This is a genomic window from Streptomyces sp. NPDC096193 (assembly GCF_040302905.1).
Classification (GTDB): Bacteria; Actinomycetota; Actinomycetes; order Streptomycetales; family Streptomycetaceae; genus Streptomyces.
This window is the reverse complement of the sequence record NZ_JBEOSJ010000005.1, coordinates 349,299-366,692: the sequence shown is the minus strand read 5'-3', so window position 1 is coordinate 366,692 and position 17,394 is coordinate 349,299. Positions and strand designations below refer to the sequence as shown.

General features: G+C 71.1%; 16 protein-coding genes and 1 tRNA gene. 12 read left to right on the top strand and 5 right to left on the bottom strand.

Features of this window, described 5'->3' with window-relative positions:
- The first annotated feature begins 164 nt into the window (after nt 1–164).
- Nucleotides 165–479 (top strand): hypothetical protein, encoded by a 315-nt coding sequence (locus ABTX78_RS11660; protein ID WP_352206602.1) that lies wholly within the window; start codon nt 165–167, stop codon nt 477–479.
- A 103-nt stretch (nt 480–582) separates the two neighbouring features.
- Here the strand turns inward: ABTX78_RS11660 and ABTX78_RS11655 are convergent.
- Together ABTX78_RS11655 and ABTX78_RS11650 are read right to left on the bottom strand one after the other, a co-directional pair.
- Nucleotides 583–669 (bottom strand) — tRNA-Ser (locus ABTX78_RS11655).
- 130 nt (nt 670–799) lie between these two features.
- Nucleotides 800–2,365: a S1C family serine protease gene (locus ABTX78_RS11650; RefSeq protein WP_352206601.1), complete on the bottom strand. Its 1,566-nt coding sequence runs from the start codon at nt 2,363–2,365 to the stop codon at nt 800–802.
- Between the two features lie 328 nt (nt 2,366–2,693).
- Here ABTX78_RS11650 and ABTX78_RS11645 point away from each other — a divergent pair, with 328 nt between their 5' ends.
- The 3 genes from ABTX78_RS11645 (at nt 2,694) to ABTX78_RS11635 (ending at nt 5,423) form a co-directional block, all read left to right on the top strand.
- Nucleotides 2,694–3,503: a glycerophosphodiester phosphodiesterase gene (locus tag ABTX78_RS11645; RefSeq protein ID WP_352206600.1), complete on the top strand. Its 810-nt coding sequence runs from the start codon at nt 2,694–2,696 to the stop codon at nt 3,501–3,503.
- Between the two features lie 53 nt (nt 3,504–3,556).
- The gene (locus ABTX78_RS11640) at nt 3,557–4,156 is read left to right on the top strand and encodes an ATP-binding protein (protein WP_352206599.1); all 600 of its coding nucleotides are present in this window, start codon (nt 3,557–3,559) and stop codon (nt 4,154–4,156) included.
- A gap of 274 nt (nt 4,157–4,430) precedes the next feature.
- Nucleotides 4,431–5,423, top strand: a complete 993-nt coding sequence (locus ABTX78_RS11635) for a DUF5926 family protein (RefSeq protein ID WP_352206598.1) — start codon at nt 4,431–4,433, stop codon at nt 5,421–5,423.
- Nucleotides 5,424–5,629: 206 nt separating this feature from the next.
- On the opposite strand, the gene ABTX78_RS11630 is transcribed toward ABTX78_RS11635, so the two are convergent.
- Nucleotides 5,630–6,202, bottom strand: a complete 573-nt coding sequence (locus ABTX78_RS11630; RefSeq protein WP_352206597.1) for a hypothetical protein — start codon at nt 6,200–6,202, stop codon at nt 5,630–5,632.
- A 153-nt stretch (nt 6,203–6,355) separates the two neighbouring features.
- Nucleotides 6,356–7,042 (bottom strand): bifunctional DNA primase/polymerase, encoded by a 687-nt coding sequence (locus ABTX78_RS11625; protein WP_352206596.1) that lies wholly within the window; start codon nt 7,040–7,042, stop codon nt 6,356–6,358.
- Nucleotides 7,043–7,528: 486 nt separating this feature from the next.
- Here ABTX78_RS11625 and ABTX78_RS11620 point away from each other — a divergent pair, with 486 nt between their 5' ends.
- The gene (locus tag ABTX78_RS11620; protein ID WP_352206595.1) at nt 7,529–9,070 is read left to right on the top strand and encodes a PP2C family protein-serine/threonine phosphatase; all 1,542 of its coding nucleotides are present in this window, start codon (nt 7,529–7,531) and stop codon (nt 9,068–9,070) included.
- Nucleotides 9,071–9,159: 89 nt separating this feature from the next.
- A complete protein-coding gene (locus ABTX78_RS11615) occupies nt 9,160–10,644 on the top strand; it encodes an aminopeptidase P family protein (protein WP_352206594.1) in 1,485 nt (494 codons plus the stop codon).
- Between the two features lie 106 nt (nt 10,645–10,750).
- Here ABTX78_RS11615 and ABTX78_RS11610 read toward each other — a convergent pair whose 3' ends face one another.
- The gene (locus ABTX78_RS11610; RefSeq protein ID WP_352206593.1) at nt 10,751–11,209 is read right to left on the bottom strand and encodes an ATP-binding protein; all 459 of its coding nucleotides are present in this window, start codon (nt 11,207–11,209) and stop codon (nt 10,751–10,753) included.
- A 192-nt stretch (nt 11,210–11,401) separates the two neighbouring features.
- Here ABTX78_RS11610 and ABTX78_RS11605 point away from each other — a divergent pair, with 192 nt between their 5' ends.
- From ABTX78_RS11605 to efeB, 6 genes are all read left to right on the top strand, one after another.
- A complete protein-coding gene (locus ABTX78_RS11605) occupies nt 11,402–12,187 on the top strand; it encodes a hypothetical protein (protein WP_352206592.1) in 786 nt (261 codons plus the stop codon).
- A 93-nt stretch (nt 12,188–12,280) separates the two neighbouring features.
- A complete protein-coding gene (locus ABTX78_RS11600) occupies nt 12,281–13,015 on the top strand; it encodes a YcnI family copper-binding membrane protein (RefSeq protein WP_352206591.1) in 735 nt (244 codons plus the stop codon).
- A 30-nt stretch (nt 13,016–13,045) separates the two neighbouring features.
- On the top strand, nt 13,046–13,702 hold the full coding sequence (locus tag ABTX78_RS11595; RefSeq protein WP_352206590.1) for an SCO family protein: 657 nt from the start codon (nt 13,046–13,048) through the stop codon (nt 13,700–13,702).
- On the top strand, nt 13,699–14,145 hold the full coding sequence (locus ABTX78_RS11590; RefSeq protein ID WP_352206589.1) for a copper chaperone PCu(A)C: 447 nt from the start codon (nt 13,699–13,701) through the stop codon (nt 14,143–14,145). The genes ABTX78_RS11595 and ABTX78_RS11590 overlap by 4 nt, the downstream gene beginning before the upstream one ends.
- 24 nt (nt 14,146–14,169) lie before the next feature.
- Nucleotides 14,170–16,152, top strand: a complete 1,983-nt coding sequence (locus ABTX78_RS11585; protein ID WP_352206588.1) for a copper resistance CopC/CopD family protein — start codon at nt 14,170–14,172, stop codon at nt 16,150–16,152.
- 6 nt (nt 16,153–16,158) lie between these two features.
- Nucleotides 16,159–17,391, top strand: a complete 1,233-nt coding sequence (efeB, locus tag ABTX78_RS11580) for an iron uptake transporter deferrochelatase/peroxidase subunit (RefSeq protein ID WP_352206587.1) — start codon at nt 16,159–16,161, stop codon at nt 17,389–17,391.
- Nucleotides 17,392–17,394: the final 3 nt, after the last annotated feature.

The following is a 17,394-nucleotide window of genomic DNA, read 5'->3' as shown; positions in this document are numbered from 1 at the left end:
TACGACGAGACCCGTCGCCGGTTCCAGACGGGTCAGTCGCTCAACTCGAAGACCACCGTCGGGGAGTGCCGTCGGGCACGGCGCTCGGCCGTTTTCTCCCCCGGCGGGTCGTTCGCACCACCCCGCCGGACTTAGGGACACCGTTCCGCTGGCAGGATCGCCTCATGACCGAATTCGGCTGGCGACGGGGACCCGACGATCCGTTCCCCGAACAGATCCGCCGAGCGTGGCCGGCCACCGTGTCCGCGCTCCCCATAGGCACGCCCATCACAGGTCAAGTCGTCGGCCGTCAACCGTTCGGCATCTTCATCCGCATCCACGGTTCACCGCATGCGGTCGGCATGGCCGACACGGGTTCCATGCCGTCCGGCGGAACACTGCCGGCGCTGGGAGACCAGGTCAGCGGCACCGTCGTCCGGCACACGGACAGCAGCTTCCAGGTGCGGATCCGGCTGACCGAGTGGCTCGACGCGGACTGAGCCCGGACCGGCGATCCCCACAACGCTGCACCGGCCGGGCGGCACACAAGAACAGCCCCCGACCGATGGTGCTGGTCAGGGGCCGATCTCAGGTAACTGCGCGCGGTGGGTGTGGGATTTGAACCCACGGTGACATCGCTGCCACGACGGTTTTCAAGACCGTTCCCTTAGGCCGCTCGGGCAACCCACCATGCCCCGCCTCACCTGCTGCGGAACGGCCTACAGAGTACCGGGCCGACGAAGGGCGTCGCAGCTGCCTTCCGATCACCACCGCGGTGGCCGGCGGCGGACCGATGCCCGCGCGACGCCCTTCCCGTGGCTCAGCTGTCGCCCTGGCGTTCTCCGAGTACCACGTCGACCGTCTGTTCCTTGCCGCCGCGCTCGTAGGTCAGCTTCACCTTGTCGCCCGGCTTGTGATTCCAGATCTCGCTGATCAGTGTCGGGCCGCTGTCGATCGGCTTGCCGTTGAACTTGGTGATCACGTCGCCCGACTTCAGGCCCGCCTTCGCCGCCGGACCGTCCGCGGTCACCGCCGCCGTGCCGCCCGCGCCCTCCGTCGCGATCTTGGCCCCGGAATCCTTGCCCGACATGTCGACCGTCGCGCCGATGACCGGGTAGACCGGCTTGCCCGTCTTGATCAGCTGTTCCGCGACGTTCTTCGCCTGGTTGATGGGGATGGCGAAGCCGAGTCCGATCGAGCCCGCCTGGGACTGGCCGAGGCCGCTGCCGGCCGACTGGATCGCCGAGTTGATGCCGATCACCGCGCCGCGTGCGTCGAGCAGCGGGCCACCGGAGTTGCCCGGGTTGATCGACGCGTCCGTCTGGAGGGCGCTCATGTACGAGTTCTTGCCGCTGGAGCCGTCACCGGAGGCCACGGGGCGGTTCTTGGCGCTGATGATGCCGGTGGTGACCGTGTTCGACAGGCCGAAGGGCGCGCCGATCGCGATCGTCGAATCGCCCACGGCGACCTTCTGGGAATCGCCCAGGGCCAGCGGGTTCAGACCCGACGGCGCGTTCTTGAGCTTGATCACGGCCACGTCGTAGCCCTCGGCCCGGCCGACGACCTCCGCGTCGTACTTCTTGCCGTTGGAGAAGATGACGGAGAGCGTGCCCCCGTCCGTCGCCGTCGCGACCACGTGGTTGTTGGTGAGGATGTGGCCTTCCTTGTCGTAGACGAAGCCGGTGCCCGTGCCGGCCTCGCTCTCGCCCGTGCCGTCGGCTCCGCCTCCGCCGGCCTTCGCCTCGATCGTGACCACGCTCGGCAGGGCCTTGGCCGCGACGGCCGCGACCGTGCCCGGCTCGCGCTGGATCTCCTTCGGCGTGTCCGCCGCGGAGACCGTCGTGGAGTTGATGCCGTCGTCGTTGCGCTCGGCCGCCCAGTAGCCGATGCCACCGCCGACGCCGCCCGCGACGAGGGCGGCGACGAGGACCGCCGCGGCCAGTCCGCCCGATCGCTTCCGCCTCGGCCCCTCGCCCGCGTGCACCGGGGCGCCCCAGGCCGGTCCGTCGCCGCCGGGACCGTGGGGCCCGCCGTGGCCGTGGGAGCCGTGGGAGCCGTGGGAGCCGCCGCCGTAGGACGGCAGGCTGGGCGGAGGCGGCGGCCAGCCGCCGGGCTGCTGCGATCCGGCCTGCGCCGCGGCGGGCACGGGATGCGGCAGCGGCGCGGTGGCGTGCTCGGGCTGGGGGGAGTGCCCGGGACGCTCGCCCGCGGCCGCTGCCGGCTCGGTGGGATGAGTCCCGTCGTGGCGGGGCGGGGCGGGATACGCGGCGGGCGCGGGCTCGGCTCCGGAGGGTCCCGAAAACTCGGGAGGGCCGGCCGGCACGGGAGGTACCGACGGGGCGGCCGGCCGCGCAGTGCCCTCGTTGCCCTCGTTCTCGGTGCTCACAGCTCTCTCCTCAGGTTCCACGTCGTGCGTCGTCGTGTTTCGTCCGGTGCCTGGCGGCGGGTGGTGCTCCGGCCCTGGTCGGGCGGCGGTGGCGGGCGGCGTTCGGCGCTGTCTCGGCGGGGACCGGCCGGCAGCTGTCCGACGCAAGCTTTTCCCACAGCCCGTCAGGCCACTGTAAGCAGGACCTGTGTGTATTCCCGCAATCCTTTACTTCCGACAATCAGGACGCATCCCCAGAGCGCCGGACGGATCCGTCGCCGGGCCGCCTTCCCGCCTGCGACCGGGCCCCCTGCGCACGCCTTCCCCGTCTCGGTGACACCATGACGCGGTGACCCCAGCACGGCAGCACAACATCCAGGTCGTCGCCCACCGAGGCGCGTCGGAAGACGCCCCGGAACACACCCTCGCCGCCTATATGAAGGCGATCGACGACGGTGCGGACGCCCTCGAATGCGATGTACGCCTCAGCGCCGACGGCCATCTGGTGTGCGTCCACGACCGCCGGGTCAACCGGACGTCGAACGGCCGTGGCGCGGTGTCCGCCCTGGAGCTCGCCGACCTCAGCGCCCTGGACTTCGGGACCTGGAAGGGCCGCGAGGACTCCGCCGAGAGCCCGGACTGGGGCGACCCGTCCCTCACCTCGGTGCTCACCCTGGAGCGGCTGCTGGAGCTGGTCGCCGACTCGGGCCGCCGTGTCGAGCTGGCCATCGAGACCAAGCACCCCACCCGGTGGGCCGGGCAGGTGGAGGACCGGCTGCTCCAGCTCCTCGGCCGCTTCGGGCTCGCCGACCCGCCGACACCCGCGGACTCTCCCGTACGTGTCATGAGTTTCTCGGCCCGCTCGCTGCACCGGGTGTCGGCGGCCGCGCCGCGCATCCCGACCGTCTATCTGCTGCAGTTCGTCAGTCCGCGGCTGCGCGACGGACGGCTGCCCTCCGGCGCCCGGATCGCGGGCCCGGGCATACGGATCGTCCGCAACCAGCCCGGCTACATCGCCCGGCTCCACCGGGCCGGCCAGCGCGTCCATGTCTGGACGGTCAACGAACCGGAGGACGTCGACCTCTGCGTACGGCTGGGTGTCGAGGCGATCATCACCAACCGGCCGCGGCAGGTGCTGTCCCAGCTGGGCCGTCTGTAACACCCCTTACAGGGAGTGCACCGGCGCGTTCGGTTCGTATTCGATCGTTACGAGTGCGTCACCGGCCCACCCTTGGCCGGTTTCCGGTCCAGTCCATTGGGGCATTCACACCGTGGCGTGGGGCAAAGGAGGTCTCGGGGGTGGCGTTTGTGGTGGCACAGGAAGTGCCCACGTCGTCGAGCATGGCCGTTCCCCATGGTCCTGCGGGCGTGGGGGCAGCACGACACCGTATGCAGGAACAGCTGCGCCGCAGCGGGGTGTCGGAATCGGTCGTCGACGATGCAGTTCTGATCCTGTCCGAGCTCCTCAGCAATGCCTGCCGGCACGGCAGACCGCTGGGGCGTACCGAGATCGGCGACGGGGACATCCGCGCCGAGTGGCGCGTCGACCAGGCGGGCCGGCTGACGGTCGAGGTGACGGACGGCGGCGGTCCCACGCGGCCGGTCCCGTCCACACCGTCGGTGACCGCACGCGGCGGCCGCGGACTCAACATCATCACCGCGCTCGCCCAGGACTGGGGTGTCCGCGACAGCGCGGGCGGTGAGGTCACCGTGTGGGTGATCGTGACGGAAGGGCACCGGCGCGAGGATTTCGCTACGCGCGTCGCAGGCCCGGGTTTCGACTTCGCCGAGGCGTACGACGACCTCGACTGACCTCTGGCGGAGCGGACCCGACGGCGCCGGGCCGAAGGGGTACGACCACCCCTGGCCGGGACGAGCAGGGACCGGATGGCGCGAAACGAACGGTCCCGGCCGGCCTCCCGGCGACGACAGCCCGGCCCGGGCCCCGGCGACACGGACACGACCGATGCCCCCGACGAAGTGGGCACGGCCGAGGTGAGTGTGCGGCGCTGTGCCACCGTGAGGGCGGCGGACGGCTAGGCTCGCGCCCACACACAGCACCGCCGCAATCGGGAGAAGCCGCACCATGGCCAAGAAGCGCCCCCAGACCAAGGCGTCGAAGCCTCCGCACACGGACCGGGGCCGCGCCGCAGGCGCCAATGAACCCGTACCGGTGGTCGGGGCGCGTGAGCCCTGCCCCTGCGGCTCGGGCCGCCGCTACAAGGCGTGTCACGGCCGCGCGGCCTCGCACGCCGTGACCGAGCTGGTCCAGCGTCCGTTCGAGGGCCTCGCCGGTGAATGCGACTGGGTCGCCCTGCGCGAACTGGTGCCGGCCGCGACGGTCGAGCTGACGCTGAAGGGCGGACTGCCCGACGACGTCCCGTCCGTCACGCTCGCGACCGTCCTGCCGATGGCGTGGCCGGCGCTGCGCCGCGACGACGGCTCGGTCCTCCTCGGCCTGCAGAACGACACGTCCTCGGGCGACCTGAGCCGCGATCTCGCCGACACGCTGAACCGCGCGCTCACCTCGCCCCGGGGCAATCCGGTCGCCGGTGAGCGGGTTTCCGGTGACGGTCCGCGACTTCAGGACCTCCTCGACCCGGACGCCGCGTTCACGCCGGTCGTCCATTCCGGTTTCGAGTTCTGGCTCCCGGACTCGGCGGAGAACGCCACGCCCGAGGTGTCCGCGTCCCTGGAGCGCGCGAACGCCGCGGCGATTCCCACCGTGCGTCTGACGGGAGTCGACTCCGCCTACTGGTGCGAGACGCCGGACAAGAACCATCTGCGCTGGGTCATGCCGCATCCGGAGGAGAAGCTGCTGGACGCGCTGGCGCGGCTGCACGCTGCCGGTGCCACCTCGCTCGGCGAGGGGACCCGTCTGGTCGGCTCGTTCCGGGCGCACGGCCTGATGGTCCCCGTCTGGGACCTGCCGACCGGGATGAGCGCCGAGGAGTGCGAGAAGCCGGCGGCCCAGTTCGCCGAGCGGCTGTCCGAGGCGCTGGCCTCGGACGCGCCGCTTTCTCCCGAGGAGCGCCGCGCCCGCGGTGGTCTCACCAACCGCCAGGTGACCCTCAGCTGACATCTTCGTGACCGCGAGAAGACAACGGTGACTCCGGTCACAACTCTCGCCGGGGGCAGCTGAATCGATGTCCGAATACCCGAGATCGAATTTGCGAACTGCCGATCTCTTGTTACCGTTCTAGAAGCCCGGTCGCTGGTGCATCCCCCGTCGCCAGCGACCGGGCGCTTTCATTTCCGCGGAGCGGTCCGTTCCGCGTGAACGCGTCAACTTCCCCCGCTGTCACGGGAGTTGCTCCCGGACCTCAGCAGCAGTGGCGCATCGTCCGAATCCTCGGCAGGCGCGAACTCCGCGACTGCCGAATAATCCCCGGCCACACCCCGGGAAGGCTCCCGCGGTGTCTCACAAACACCCGGTTCGTCACCCGCTTCGACCGCGCAGTTGGTCTGCAAAGTGCGCCCGCCGGGTCCCATCAGAGTGAGTACGGAACGCAATTCCTCACCCGTTGCATTCCGGTAGTACGTACGCGCCCAGGTGTCGCCGCCCTGCGTCAGTACACAGGTCTGCGCCTCGATCCCGGCGGGCGAGGTGAGTTCCGGACCGCACCGTGCCGCGGAGGCGGGCAACATCGCCGAGCCGGCCGCGGCGGGCGGTTCGGTGGGATCTGTTTCGGCCGTCTGCGGATCCGGTCGCGCACTTGACTTCGCGTCGACGACGGGTCCCCGCGCGGCGGGCGCGTCCGGCCACAGCAGTCCGTCGGCCGGTCCGGCGACGGCGGCCAGCGGCAACAGCGCGGCGACCACCACGACCGAGGCGATCCCGATCATGCGGAGATTCATGGCGCCCACCTGCCGACCGAGCGGAATTCCTGACGGTGGGCCGACGATATCCGCGGAATACGGGCACGCGGTGCGCTGCGCGCCCGATTCCCCGACAACTCGGGCCGGCTCCAACCCTTACGAGTGACGGAGCCGGCCCGAAGAAGCGCCTGTTCAGTAAGCCAGCCGACTGCCGCCGTCCGGCGCGCTGGTGCTCGCCTCGACCAGCGCGTCCACCACCGCCTCCACATCCGGCAGCCACGGCGCGGCGGAACCGGGCAGCGGAGCCCGCTCCCAGCGCACCTGGCCGGTTCCCGCCTCCGCCGGAGGCAGCACCAGATACCCGCCGCCCTCGCCGTGGAAGCGCAGCGAACTCGGCACGCAGTCCTTGACGAAGAGCAGTTCCCCGAGCTGTTCGAGGGTGTAGGGGGCCACGAGGAGCGACCACCGGGTGGGCGTCGCGACCACGGGGCCCAGCCGCATGTCCATGCGGTCCAGCGCCGAGAGCGCACGCGCCCCGGCCACCGCGGGCAGGCTCACCGCGCACGGCGCCCGCCCTCCGGTGGCCAGCACGATAGGAGCGGTCGGCCGGTTGGCCCACCACCAGCGCACCATTTGTTCGTCGGTCGTCGCCGCGAGAATGCCGGGGTCGAAGGGGTGCGCGCCGGGTACGACGCACTCGGGATCCGGGCAGGCGCAACCGCGCCCGCGGTCACCGCGGCTTCCGGCCGCCTTCAGTCCCACACCGGGGAGGACGGGCCATTGCCACTCGGCGGCGTAGGTGAGCGCCGCTCGAAGCTGTACTGGCCCCCTCTTACGCCGGAACAGGAGCCTGCGTCGCCTTCCGAGGATCTCGCGCATGAGCGCTCGTTCCTTTCCGTTGAACGCCGAGGTCCACATCACAACATGTGTGCAGCTCTTCACTGTGCGTACAAGTCGGCGCATCATCGCCCCTTGCCGGTGGCATGGGCGACTCCCCGCTTCGCCTGCGACAGGATCGCCGCTCGGGGGCCGAACGTGGGCTGTAGTCCATTAAACGCATGGCGAGGGGTGGCGCGCGCGTGGCGCTTGCCGTCCCGTCAAAACTTTCCCCGCCACCCGGGGATGCGGCGCGACCCACGGCTGTTAGGACGCCCGGGGCCGTCGTCAGGTTCCGGGGCGGTGCCAACTGCCCCTGGCCGTCACCGTTTACGTACCCAGCACGTTTGGTATGACGCGTCCCTCCGGGGCCTGAGCTCTGGAGGGATCAACTGCCGAACGCCCTCAGTCGACCTCAATTCGCCGCCACGGGGTGCATTTTTCGGCCAAGTTCATGGTCACCTAGACACCACCGATCCCACTGGTCCAATGCTGGACATCCCCTTCCTTGTGCGTGTACATGTGGATGCATTGATAGCGGCGCAGAATGACATGGGGGTTTGCGATGCTATTGAGCGAAACGCACCCGTTGGAAAGCCGGCTGCCATGAGCGCCCCTCACCTGCCGAAAGTGGCTGGAATCGACTCGGCAGTTCCCAACCCCACGCACACTGCCCACTCGCTTCCCTCCCTGCCCACCCCTCCCGGCGCGCTGATCCAGGACCGGCTGGCCGGCTGGGTCTCCGATCTCACGACCCTGCACGAGCTGACCGAGCGCCTGGCCCGGACCAGCACGCTGGACACCGCACTCCACGAACTGCTGCGCGCCGGCGCCGCCCTCGTCGGAGCGCGCCGGGGCATGGTCGTCCTCGAACCGGTGGCGGACCCCCAGCGCGCCGACTGCTTCGACGGGGACCACGGCCCCGCGTTCACCAAGGGCCTCGGACTCAGCCACGCCGAACTCGGGCACATCGAGACCGTCCCGCGGCTCGCGACCGCGTACGGCCGCATCCTGGACGGCCGTCGCCCCGGTGGACTGCCGGGCCCGGCGACCTCCCCGGAAGCCGTCGCCCAGCCCGATCTGCTCGCCGACGAATCGCTCGACCCCCTGCACCGCGACGTCGTGGTCCGCCTCGGCTACGCCGCCAGTTACACCCAGCCCCTCGCCTCCGAGGCCGCGGGCACTCTCGGCGCGGCCGTCTGGATGTACGACGAACCCGCCACCCCTGTGGAGCGTCAGCGTCATCTCGTCGGCCTCTACATGCGTTACGCCACTGAACACCTGGCCCGCCTGCTGGAGCTGGAGAACGCGCGGGAGACCGTGGCGACGGTCGCCGAGGAACTGCTGCCGAGCAGGCTGCCCCGGGTGCCCGGGGTCCAGCTCGCCGCCCGCCACCGCACGGGACCGCAGGGCGGAGGCGACTGGTACGACGCGCTGCCGCTGCCGGAGGGCGCTCTGGGCCTCGCCGTCGGATCGGTCAGCGGATCCGGCCCGAGCGCGCTCGCCGCGATGGGCCGGCTGCGCGCCTCCCTCAGGGCGTACGCCGTGATGGAGGGCGAGGATCCGGTCGCCGTCCTCTCCGACCTCGAACTGCTGCTGCGGCTGACCGAACCCGCCCGTACCGCCACGGCGCTGTTCGCCTACGCCGAACCGGCCGTCGGGAAGATCGTGCTCGCCGGGGCGGGGCACACACCGCCGTTGCTCATCAGCGAGCACCGGACCGAGTTCGTCGAGACCTCCCTGTCCGCGCCGCTGGGCATGCTCGCGTGCTGGGAGGCGCCGAGCGTCGAGATCTCGCCCGGGCCGGGAGAAACGGTGCTCCTCTACACCGACGGACTGCTGCGGCGGACCGGTGACCCGATGGACCGGGCGTTCGCGCGGCTGCACGCGGCAGCCGCGAGTGTGCCCAGGGCGGCCCGCCAGGACCCGGCCGCCATCGCCGACCACGTCCTGCGGACGGTGCTTCCGGACGGGCTCGACCGGGACCGGACGGGAGAGGACGTCGTCCTGCTGGCCGCCCGCTTCGACTGATTCCTCACACGTTGTCCACAGGGCGACAGGACGTCTTCCCCTCGCACATACGATGGACAGCGGTCCAGTGTCGTATCGAGGAGGCAGACGTGGCCGAGGAGCTCATCCCGGCGGATTCCGACGAGGCCGCTGCGGCAGCGGGCGCGGAAGAAGAGCAGCCGATCAAGCAGCGCAAGAACGGCCTGTACCCGGGCGTGTCCGACGAGCTCGCGGAGAACATGACGAGCGGCTGGGCGGACACCGAGCTGCGCGATCTCGAGCCCATCGCGCAGGCGGCGCACACCGCCGACCGCCGTGCGGCGCTCTCGGCGCGCTTTCCCGGTGAGCGTCTGGTGATCCCCTCCGGGAATCTGAAGACCCGCTCCAACGACACGGAGTACGCGTTCCGCGCGTCCACCGAGTACGCCTACCTCACCGGTGACCAGAGCGAGGACGGCGTCCTCGTCCTGGAGCCGCAGGGCGGCGGCCACCGCGCCACGATGTATCTGCTGCCCCGGTCCGACCGGGAGAACGGCGAGTTCTGGCTGTCCGGCCAGGGTGAGCTGTGGGTGGGCCGCAGGCACTCGCTCGCGGAGGCCGAGCAGCTGCTGGGCATCCCCGCCGAGGACGTGCGCGAACTGCCCGAGAAGCTGCGCGAGGCGACCGGCCCGGTCCGCGTCGTCCGCGGGCACGACGCCGCCATCGAGGCCGCGCTGACCGACAAGGTCACCGCCGAGCGCGACGAGGAGCTGCGGGTCACCCTCTCCGAGGCACGCGCCGTCAAGGACGCGTTCGAGATCGGCGAGCTGCAGAAGGCGTGCGACTCCACCACGCGCGGTTTCGAGGACGTCGTCAAGGTCCTCGACAAGGCCGAGGCCACCAGCGAGCGTTACATCGAGGGCACGTTCTTCCTGCGCGCCCGCGTCGAGGGCAACGACGTCGGCTACGGCTCGATCTGCGCCGCCGGACCGCACGCGACCACCCTGCACTGGGTGCGCAACGACGGCCCGGTCCGCTCCGGCGACCTGCTGCTGCTGGACGCCGGCGTGGAGACCCACACCCTGTACACCGCGGACGTCACCCGCACGCTGCCGATCAACGGCCGCTACAGCGAATTGCAGCGCACCATCTACGACGCGGTGTACGACGCCCAGGAGGCCGGTATCGCGGCCGTCAAGCCGGGTGCCAAGTACCGCGACTTCCACGACGCCGCGCAGCGTGTGCTCACCGAGCGGCTCGTCGAGTGGGGTCTCGTCGAGGGCCCGGTGGAGCGGGTGCTGGAGCTGGGTCTTCAGCGCCGCTGGACGCTCCACGGCACCGGTCACATGCTCGGCATGGACGTCCACGACTGCGCCGCCGCGCGCACCGAGGCGTATGTCGACGGGACGCTGGAGCCGGGCATGTGCCTGACGGTGGAGCCCGGGCTCTACTTCCAGGCGGACGACCTGACCGTGCCGGAGGAGTACCGCGGCATCGGCGTCCGGATCGAGGACGACATCCTGGTCACCGAGGACGGCAACAGGAATCTGTCGGCGGCGCTGCCGCGTCGTGCGGATGAGGTCGAGGCCTGGATGGCGGCACTCAAGCAGGGCTGACGCGGAGCACGCTGAGCAGGACCGGCCGAGTGGGGACGGGCCGACTCAGGATCGGGAGGGCGCGGCTGCCCCGGTCGCGCGGGACGGATCCTCGCAGGAGGGCGTCTCACGAGACCTTGAGCAGCGCGTCCTCCCGCCATTTGAGGACCTTGTCGAAGCTGACCACCGCTCCCCGCCCCGGACGGTTGCCGAAGTGGACGTGGTCGGCGAGCTGCTCGATGAGACAGAGCCCCCGGCCGCTCTCCGCGGAGGCCGGAGCCTGCGGCAGGGCGTGGGCGCAGCCCGCGGCGTGGACAGGGAATCCGGGGCCGGAGTCGGAGACTTCGATACGGCACGTCTCCCCGTCCAGATACGCGGTGACGCAGTAGTCCCCCGAGGCTTCGCCGAGGCCCTTGTCGCCGCCGTGCTCGACGGCGTTCGCACAGGCCTCACTGAGCGCGACCGAGAGGTCGAACGAGATGTCGGGGTCGACGCCCGCGGTTTCCATCGTGCCGAGCAGCAGGCGCCGGGCGAGCGGAATGCTCGCGGCTTCGCGCCGCAAGTGGAGTGACCACCAGATGCTCATGCTCCAGCCTCCTGGCTGCGGCTCGACATACCGATACGTATTGCCCCAAGACACGCTCCGTAAGCACATAGTTGACGGGATTGCGCTCATTCGGCCGACGCGCGCCACCGGGGCGGCGGTGTATGCCGCCAAAGCGGATCTTCCGGACCTGCCGTACGGGGCCCGTTGACGCAGTGCGATGATGACCCGGCCATGTCGTCCCCACCCGTTGCACGTACCGGAGCCGGTCTGCGGCTGCTGAGGGCCGCGGTGTTCACCGCGGTCTGTGTCGTGCTGTCCGGGACGGGGCATGCGATCGCCGCCTGTGAAGGCGTCGCTGCGTGGTCGCTCGCGGTGGGCTTCCTGGCCATGTTCGCGCTGGTCCTGCCCTTTGCGGGCCGCGTTCGCGCACTGCCGTCGATCGCCGTGGCCCTGAGCGTCGGACAGCTCGCCCTGCACGCCCTGTTCGGTCTGGGGCAGGGTCAGCTGCGGCTCGCGCCGTCGGCGGACGACGCACTGATCCGTACGGCGGCGAAGCTGGTCTGCGGGGCGGGCGCCTCGTCCCTGAGTCCCGCGGACGCGCATCGCATCGTCACCGCGGCGGGTATCACCCCGCCGGGGCACGGCACGCACGCCGCTGTGTCGCACTCCACAGTGCCGCAGGCGGAGCTGTGGCCTTCGCTTCCGATGCTCCTCGGGCACCTGCTGGCGGCTCTCGTGACCGGCTGGCTGCTGCGCCACGGAGATCTGGCGCTGGCCCGGCTGATCCGGCTGTCGGCCGACTCCGCCCAGGACGTGGCCGAGGCCGCCTGGCTGCGGCCGTTGCGCGCCGCGCTCTCTCTCGTACGGGCGCTGTGCGGCGGACTCGTACGCACCCCTCCGCCCGGTGCGTGCGCCGTAGCCGCGTCGGCCGGTTCTCCCCCGACGGCGGCGGGCGAGGCACTCCAGCACACGGTGATCAGGCGCGGGCCGCCCGCCCGCCTCGAACTCGCAGCCTGACGCGGCCCACTCGACGGGAGTGGTGCCGTGGTGCCCGCGCATCCTCACGCGCCCGGCACACATCACCTCTCCTCACCAGTGGAGTCCTACGCCATGAACCTTTCCCGTACCGCCGTCGTGTCCGGTGTCGCCGCCTCCTCCGTGCTGCTGCTCTCCGGCACCGCCTTCGCGCACGTCGGCGTGCAGCCGCAGGGCGAGGCCGCCAAGGGCGGCTACGCCACGGTCAACTTCAAGGTCCCCAACGAGCGCGACAACGCCTCGACCGTGAAGCTCGAGGTCAGCCTCCCGGCCGACCACCCGATGGCATCCGTGATGCCGCAGCCCGTTCCCGGCTGGAAGGCCGTGGTCACCAAGACCAAGCTGGCCAAGCCGCTCGAGGTGCACGGGAAGCAGATCACCGAGGCCCCGTCCAAGATCACCTGGACCGCGGCCGGCGGCAAGATCGCTCCGGGTGAGTTCCAGCAGTTCCCGGTCTCCCTCGGCCGGCTGCCCGAGGACACCGACCAGCTGGTGTTCAAGGCGCTCCAGACGTACGACAACAAGGAGGTCGTGCGCTGGATCGAGGAGGCGAAGGAGGGTGCGGCCGAGCCCGAGGCTCCCGCGCCGGTCCTGAAGCTCGCGGCCGCCGCCGAGGACGGCCACGGCGCCGCGGGTGCCGCCGCCTCGAACGCCGACGCCAAGGGCACCGCGGCCGACGGCTCCAAGACCGCGACGGCCTCAGCCGACGACACGGACACCTTCGCCCGCGTCCTCGGGGTCGTCGGCATCCTGGTCGGCGCGGCAGGTGTCGCCTTCGGCGTCCTGGCCGGCCGCCGCCGCACCGCCTGACACCCCCCACCACTTCCGGGAACTCTCCTCATGCGCAAGAAGACCGCTTTGGCGGCCGCACTCGTCGCGGCCGCCGCGCTCACCCTGTCCGCCTGCTCCGACGGCCCAGAATCCGCCAAGAGCCCTGTCGCCGATGTCTCCGCACAGCAGGGCGCCCAGGCGGCGACCGTGCTCGACCAGCCGTTCGCCAAGCCGAACCTGGTGCTCACGGACACCACCGGCAAGAAGTACGACCTGCGCGAACGCACCAAGGGCAAGCCGACGCTGATCTATTTCGGCTACACGCACTGCCCCGACGTCTGTCCGCTGACGATGAGCAACATCGCCGTCGCCAAGAAGAAGCTGCCCAAGGCCGACCAGGACAAGCTGCAGGTCGTCTTCGTCACCACCGATCCGGAGCGGGACACCCCGGCCGAGCTGGCCAAGTGGCTGCCCAGCGCCGGTGACCCGTCGTTCACCGGACTGACGGGCGAATTCAAGGCCATCCAGGCCGGCGCCCGACAGATCGGCATCGGCATCGACCCGCCGAAGAAGGAGAAGGACGGCACGATCGTGTCGATGCACGGCGCCCAGGTCGTCGCCTTCTCCCCGAAGACGGACGCGGGCTACGTGCTCTACGGGGAGGACACCACGGTGGACGACTACGCCAAGGACCTGCCCCGGCTGATCCGCGGGGAGAAGCCGTGAGCCGCCGCAGAACGCTCGCCTGCGCCATAGCCCTGTCCGCGGGGCTGGCGCTGGCGGGCTGCTCCTCGGACGGCACACCGGAGTTGAAAGTCAGCGGTGGGTTCATGCCGCAGCCGGTGACCGGCATGGCCGCCGCATTCCTCACCGTGCACAACGGCGGGGGCGAGGGCGACAGGCTCACCTCGGTCACCAGCGCCATCTCCGACGACGTCACGATCCACGAGACGAAGGACCAGCGGATGCGGAAGGTGGAGGCCTTCGACATCCCGGCAGACGGTGAGCTCGACCTCGAACGCGGTGGCAATCACATCATGTTCATGGCGCTCAAGAAGCAGCCCAAGCAGGGCGAGAAGGTCGCCGTGGAACTGCACTTCGAGAAGTCCGACCCGATCACGGTTGAACTTCCCGTCGAGGCTCCCACGTACAACCCGACGGAACACTGAGCACCGAGGGGACTGAACCACGCCATGACAACCACCGCCCCGCGCCTCGGCCCATCCCCGGTCCGACTGCTGCTGGCTGCGACCGTGTTCCTGGGCACGCTCCTCGGAGCGCTGCTCACCGCGGCGAGCCCGGCCGCCGCCCACGCCGCTCTGACCGGGAGCAATCCGAAGGACGGGGCGGTGGTAGCGACCGCCCCCAAGGAAGTGACGCTCACCTTCTCCGAGCAGATCGCGATGGGCAACGACTCGATCCGGGTCCTCGAACCGAGCGGCAAGCGCGCGGACACCGCCAAGATCCGTGACATGTCCACCGGCGGCAAGGCCGGCTACGGCGTCGATCTGCTGCCGGGTCTGCCCGACGGCACGTACACCGTCGCCTGGCAGGCCGTCTCGGCTGACAGCCATCCCGTCTCCGGCGCCTTCACCTTCTCGATCGGGGCGCCCTCCGAGACCGAGGTCGCTCTCCCCGGCGACGAAGCGGGCGGCGGCCCGGTCGGCCTGCTCTACGACGTCGCTCGCTACGCGGCGTACGCGGGATTCGTCCTGCTCGCGGGCGGTGCCGCGTTCGTCCTGCTGTGCTGGCAGCGCGCCGCATCCGTCCGCCCGGTCCAACGGCTCGTCGCGTACGGGTGGGTGACGCTGACCGCGTCCACCCTGGCGATGCTGCTGCTGCGCACCCCCTACACCGGTTCCGGAAAGCTCGCCGACGCCTTCGACCTGAGCGGGCTGCGGGACGTCCTGGAGACCAAGACCGGGGCCGCGCTCGTCTCGCGGCTGCTGCTGCTCGGCGCGGCCGCCCTGTTCATCGCCGTGCTGTTCGGCGCGTACGCGAGGCGGGAGGACGCGACCGAGAAGAAGGACCTCACCTTCGGGCTGGCCATGGGCGGCACCGTCGTCGCGGCCGGTGTCGCGGCCACCTGGGCGCTGTCGGAGCACGCGTCGACGGGTATCCAGCCCACCGTCGCCATGCCGGTGGACGTCCTGCATCTGCTGGCCGTCGCCGGCTGGCTCGGTGGTCTCGCCACGTTGCTGACCGCGCTGTACCGGGCACCGTCCATCGAACCGTCGGCCGTGCACCGCTTCTCCCGCGTCGCCTTCGTATGCGTCGTCACGCTGACGGTGACCGGGCTGTACCAGTCCTGGCGGCAGGTCGGCTCGTGGTCGGCGCTCACCGGGACGTCGTACGGACAACTGCTGCTGGCCAAGGTGGCGCTGGTCGTCGTCATGGTCGGTGTCGCATGGGTGTCACGGCGCTGGACCGCCCAGCTCGCCGAGGCGAAGCAGGCCGAGCGGTCGGTGCGGACCGACGTGGCAGCGGCGGAGACGGAGCGGGCCGAGGCGGCGGAGCCCGCCGCCGTGACCGTTCCCGACGGCTCCGCCACGACCGCGGCCGGCTCGGGCGGACAGATCGAGGGGGCGGACCCCGAACGGGCCGCCCAGCTCGCCCGCCAGCAGGCCGCCGTGGCCACCGCGGCCGAGAAGAAGGCCAGGGACGCGGATCCCGTACGGTCCGGGCTGCGCCGTTCCGTGCTGGCGGAGGCGGCCGTCGCCGTCGCCCTGCTCGCCGTGACCACTGTGCTGACGTCCACCGAACCGGGCCGTACGGAGGAGGAGGCGGCCAGGATCACCGGCAGCTCCGCCCAGGGTGCCGACGCACCGGCGCCAGGTCCCGCCGAGATCGCCCTGCCCTTCGACACGGGCGGCCGGAACGGCAAGGGCACGGTCCGGCTGACGCTCGGTCCGGCGAGCCCGGGCGCCAACGAGATGCACCTCTGGCTCACCGACCCGGCGGGCAAGCCGATGGAGGTGCCCGAGGTGAAGGTGTCGTTCACTCTGGTCGCCAAGCAGATCGGCCCGCTGCCCATCAGGCCCGAACGACTCCCTGCGGGACACTGGAGCGCGGCCGCGGTCCAGATCCCGATGCCCGGTGAATGGCAGGTCCAGGTGACCGTGCGGACCTCTGACATCGACCAGGCCACCATCGACAAGAACGTGAAGATCGGCTGATCGACCGTGAGCGACAACAACATTTCCAGGCGGCGGCTGCTGGGCAGCGTGGGTGCCGCCGGCGCCACCGGACTGGCGCTCGGCGCGGCGGGCGGTGTCGTCTCCGGCGCCACCGCCTCCGACGACACCCTCGCGGCGCTGACCGCGGTCGGCTCCACCGGTGTCCCCTTCCATGGCGAGCACCAGTCCGGCATCACCACCCCCCTCCAGGCGCGCGGCCATCTGATCGCCTTCGATCTGGCACCGGGGGCGGGCCGCAGCGAGGCGGTCGCGCTGATGCGCCGCTGGTCGGCGCTGGCGGCCGAACTCATGGCGGGCCGCCCGGCCGCCGAGGGGGACACGGGAGTCGCCCTGGACGCGGGTCCCTCGTCGCTGACGCTGACGTTCGGCTTCGGCCGCACCTTCTTCGACCGGACGGGCCTGGTGGCGCAGCGGCCGCCGGAGCTGGACCCGCTGCCGAACTTCTCCGCCGACCAGCTCGACGCCAAGCGCTCGAACGGCGATCTTTGGGTGCAGATCGGCGCCGACGACTCCTTGGTCGCCTTTCACGCCCTGCGCGCCGTGCAGAAGACGGCGGGTGCGGCGGCCCGGGTGCGCTGGCAGATGAACGGCTTCAACCGTTCGCCCGGTGCCACCGGCAAGCCGATGACCGCCCGCAACCTGATGGGGCAGGTCGACGGCACCCGTAACCCCAAGCCGGCCGAACCCGACTTCGACCGCCGGATCTTCGTCCCCGCGAAGACCGCGCACCCGTGGATGGCCGGCGGCTCGTACGCAGTCGTGCGCCGGATCCGGATGCTCCTCGACGACTGGGAGCAGCTGACGCTGAAGAAGCAGGAGCAGGTCATCGGCCGGCGCAAGTCCGACGGCGCTCCGCTGACCGGCGGCTCCGAGACCACCGAGATCGCGCTGGACAAGACGGGCCCGGACGGCAGGCTCGTCGTCCCCGACAACGCCCACGCCCGTATCGCCGCACCCGAACAGAACGGCGGGGCGGCGATGCTGCGGCGCCCCTTCTCCTTCCACGACGGGATCGCGGCGGACGGAACACCGGACGCGGGGCTGCTCTTCATCTGCTGGCAGGCCGATCCGCTGCGCGGCTTCGTGCCGGTGCAGCGAAAGCTGGACCGGGGAGACGCCCTGTCGCCGTTCGTGCGGCACGAGGCGAGCGGGCTGTTCGCGGTGCCCGGAGGCCCGCGGGAGGGCGAGTACGTGGGACAGCGGCTCCTGGAGTCGTGACCC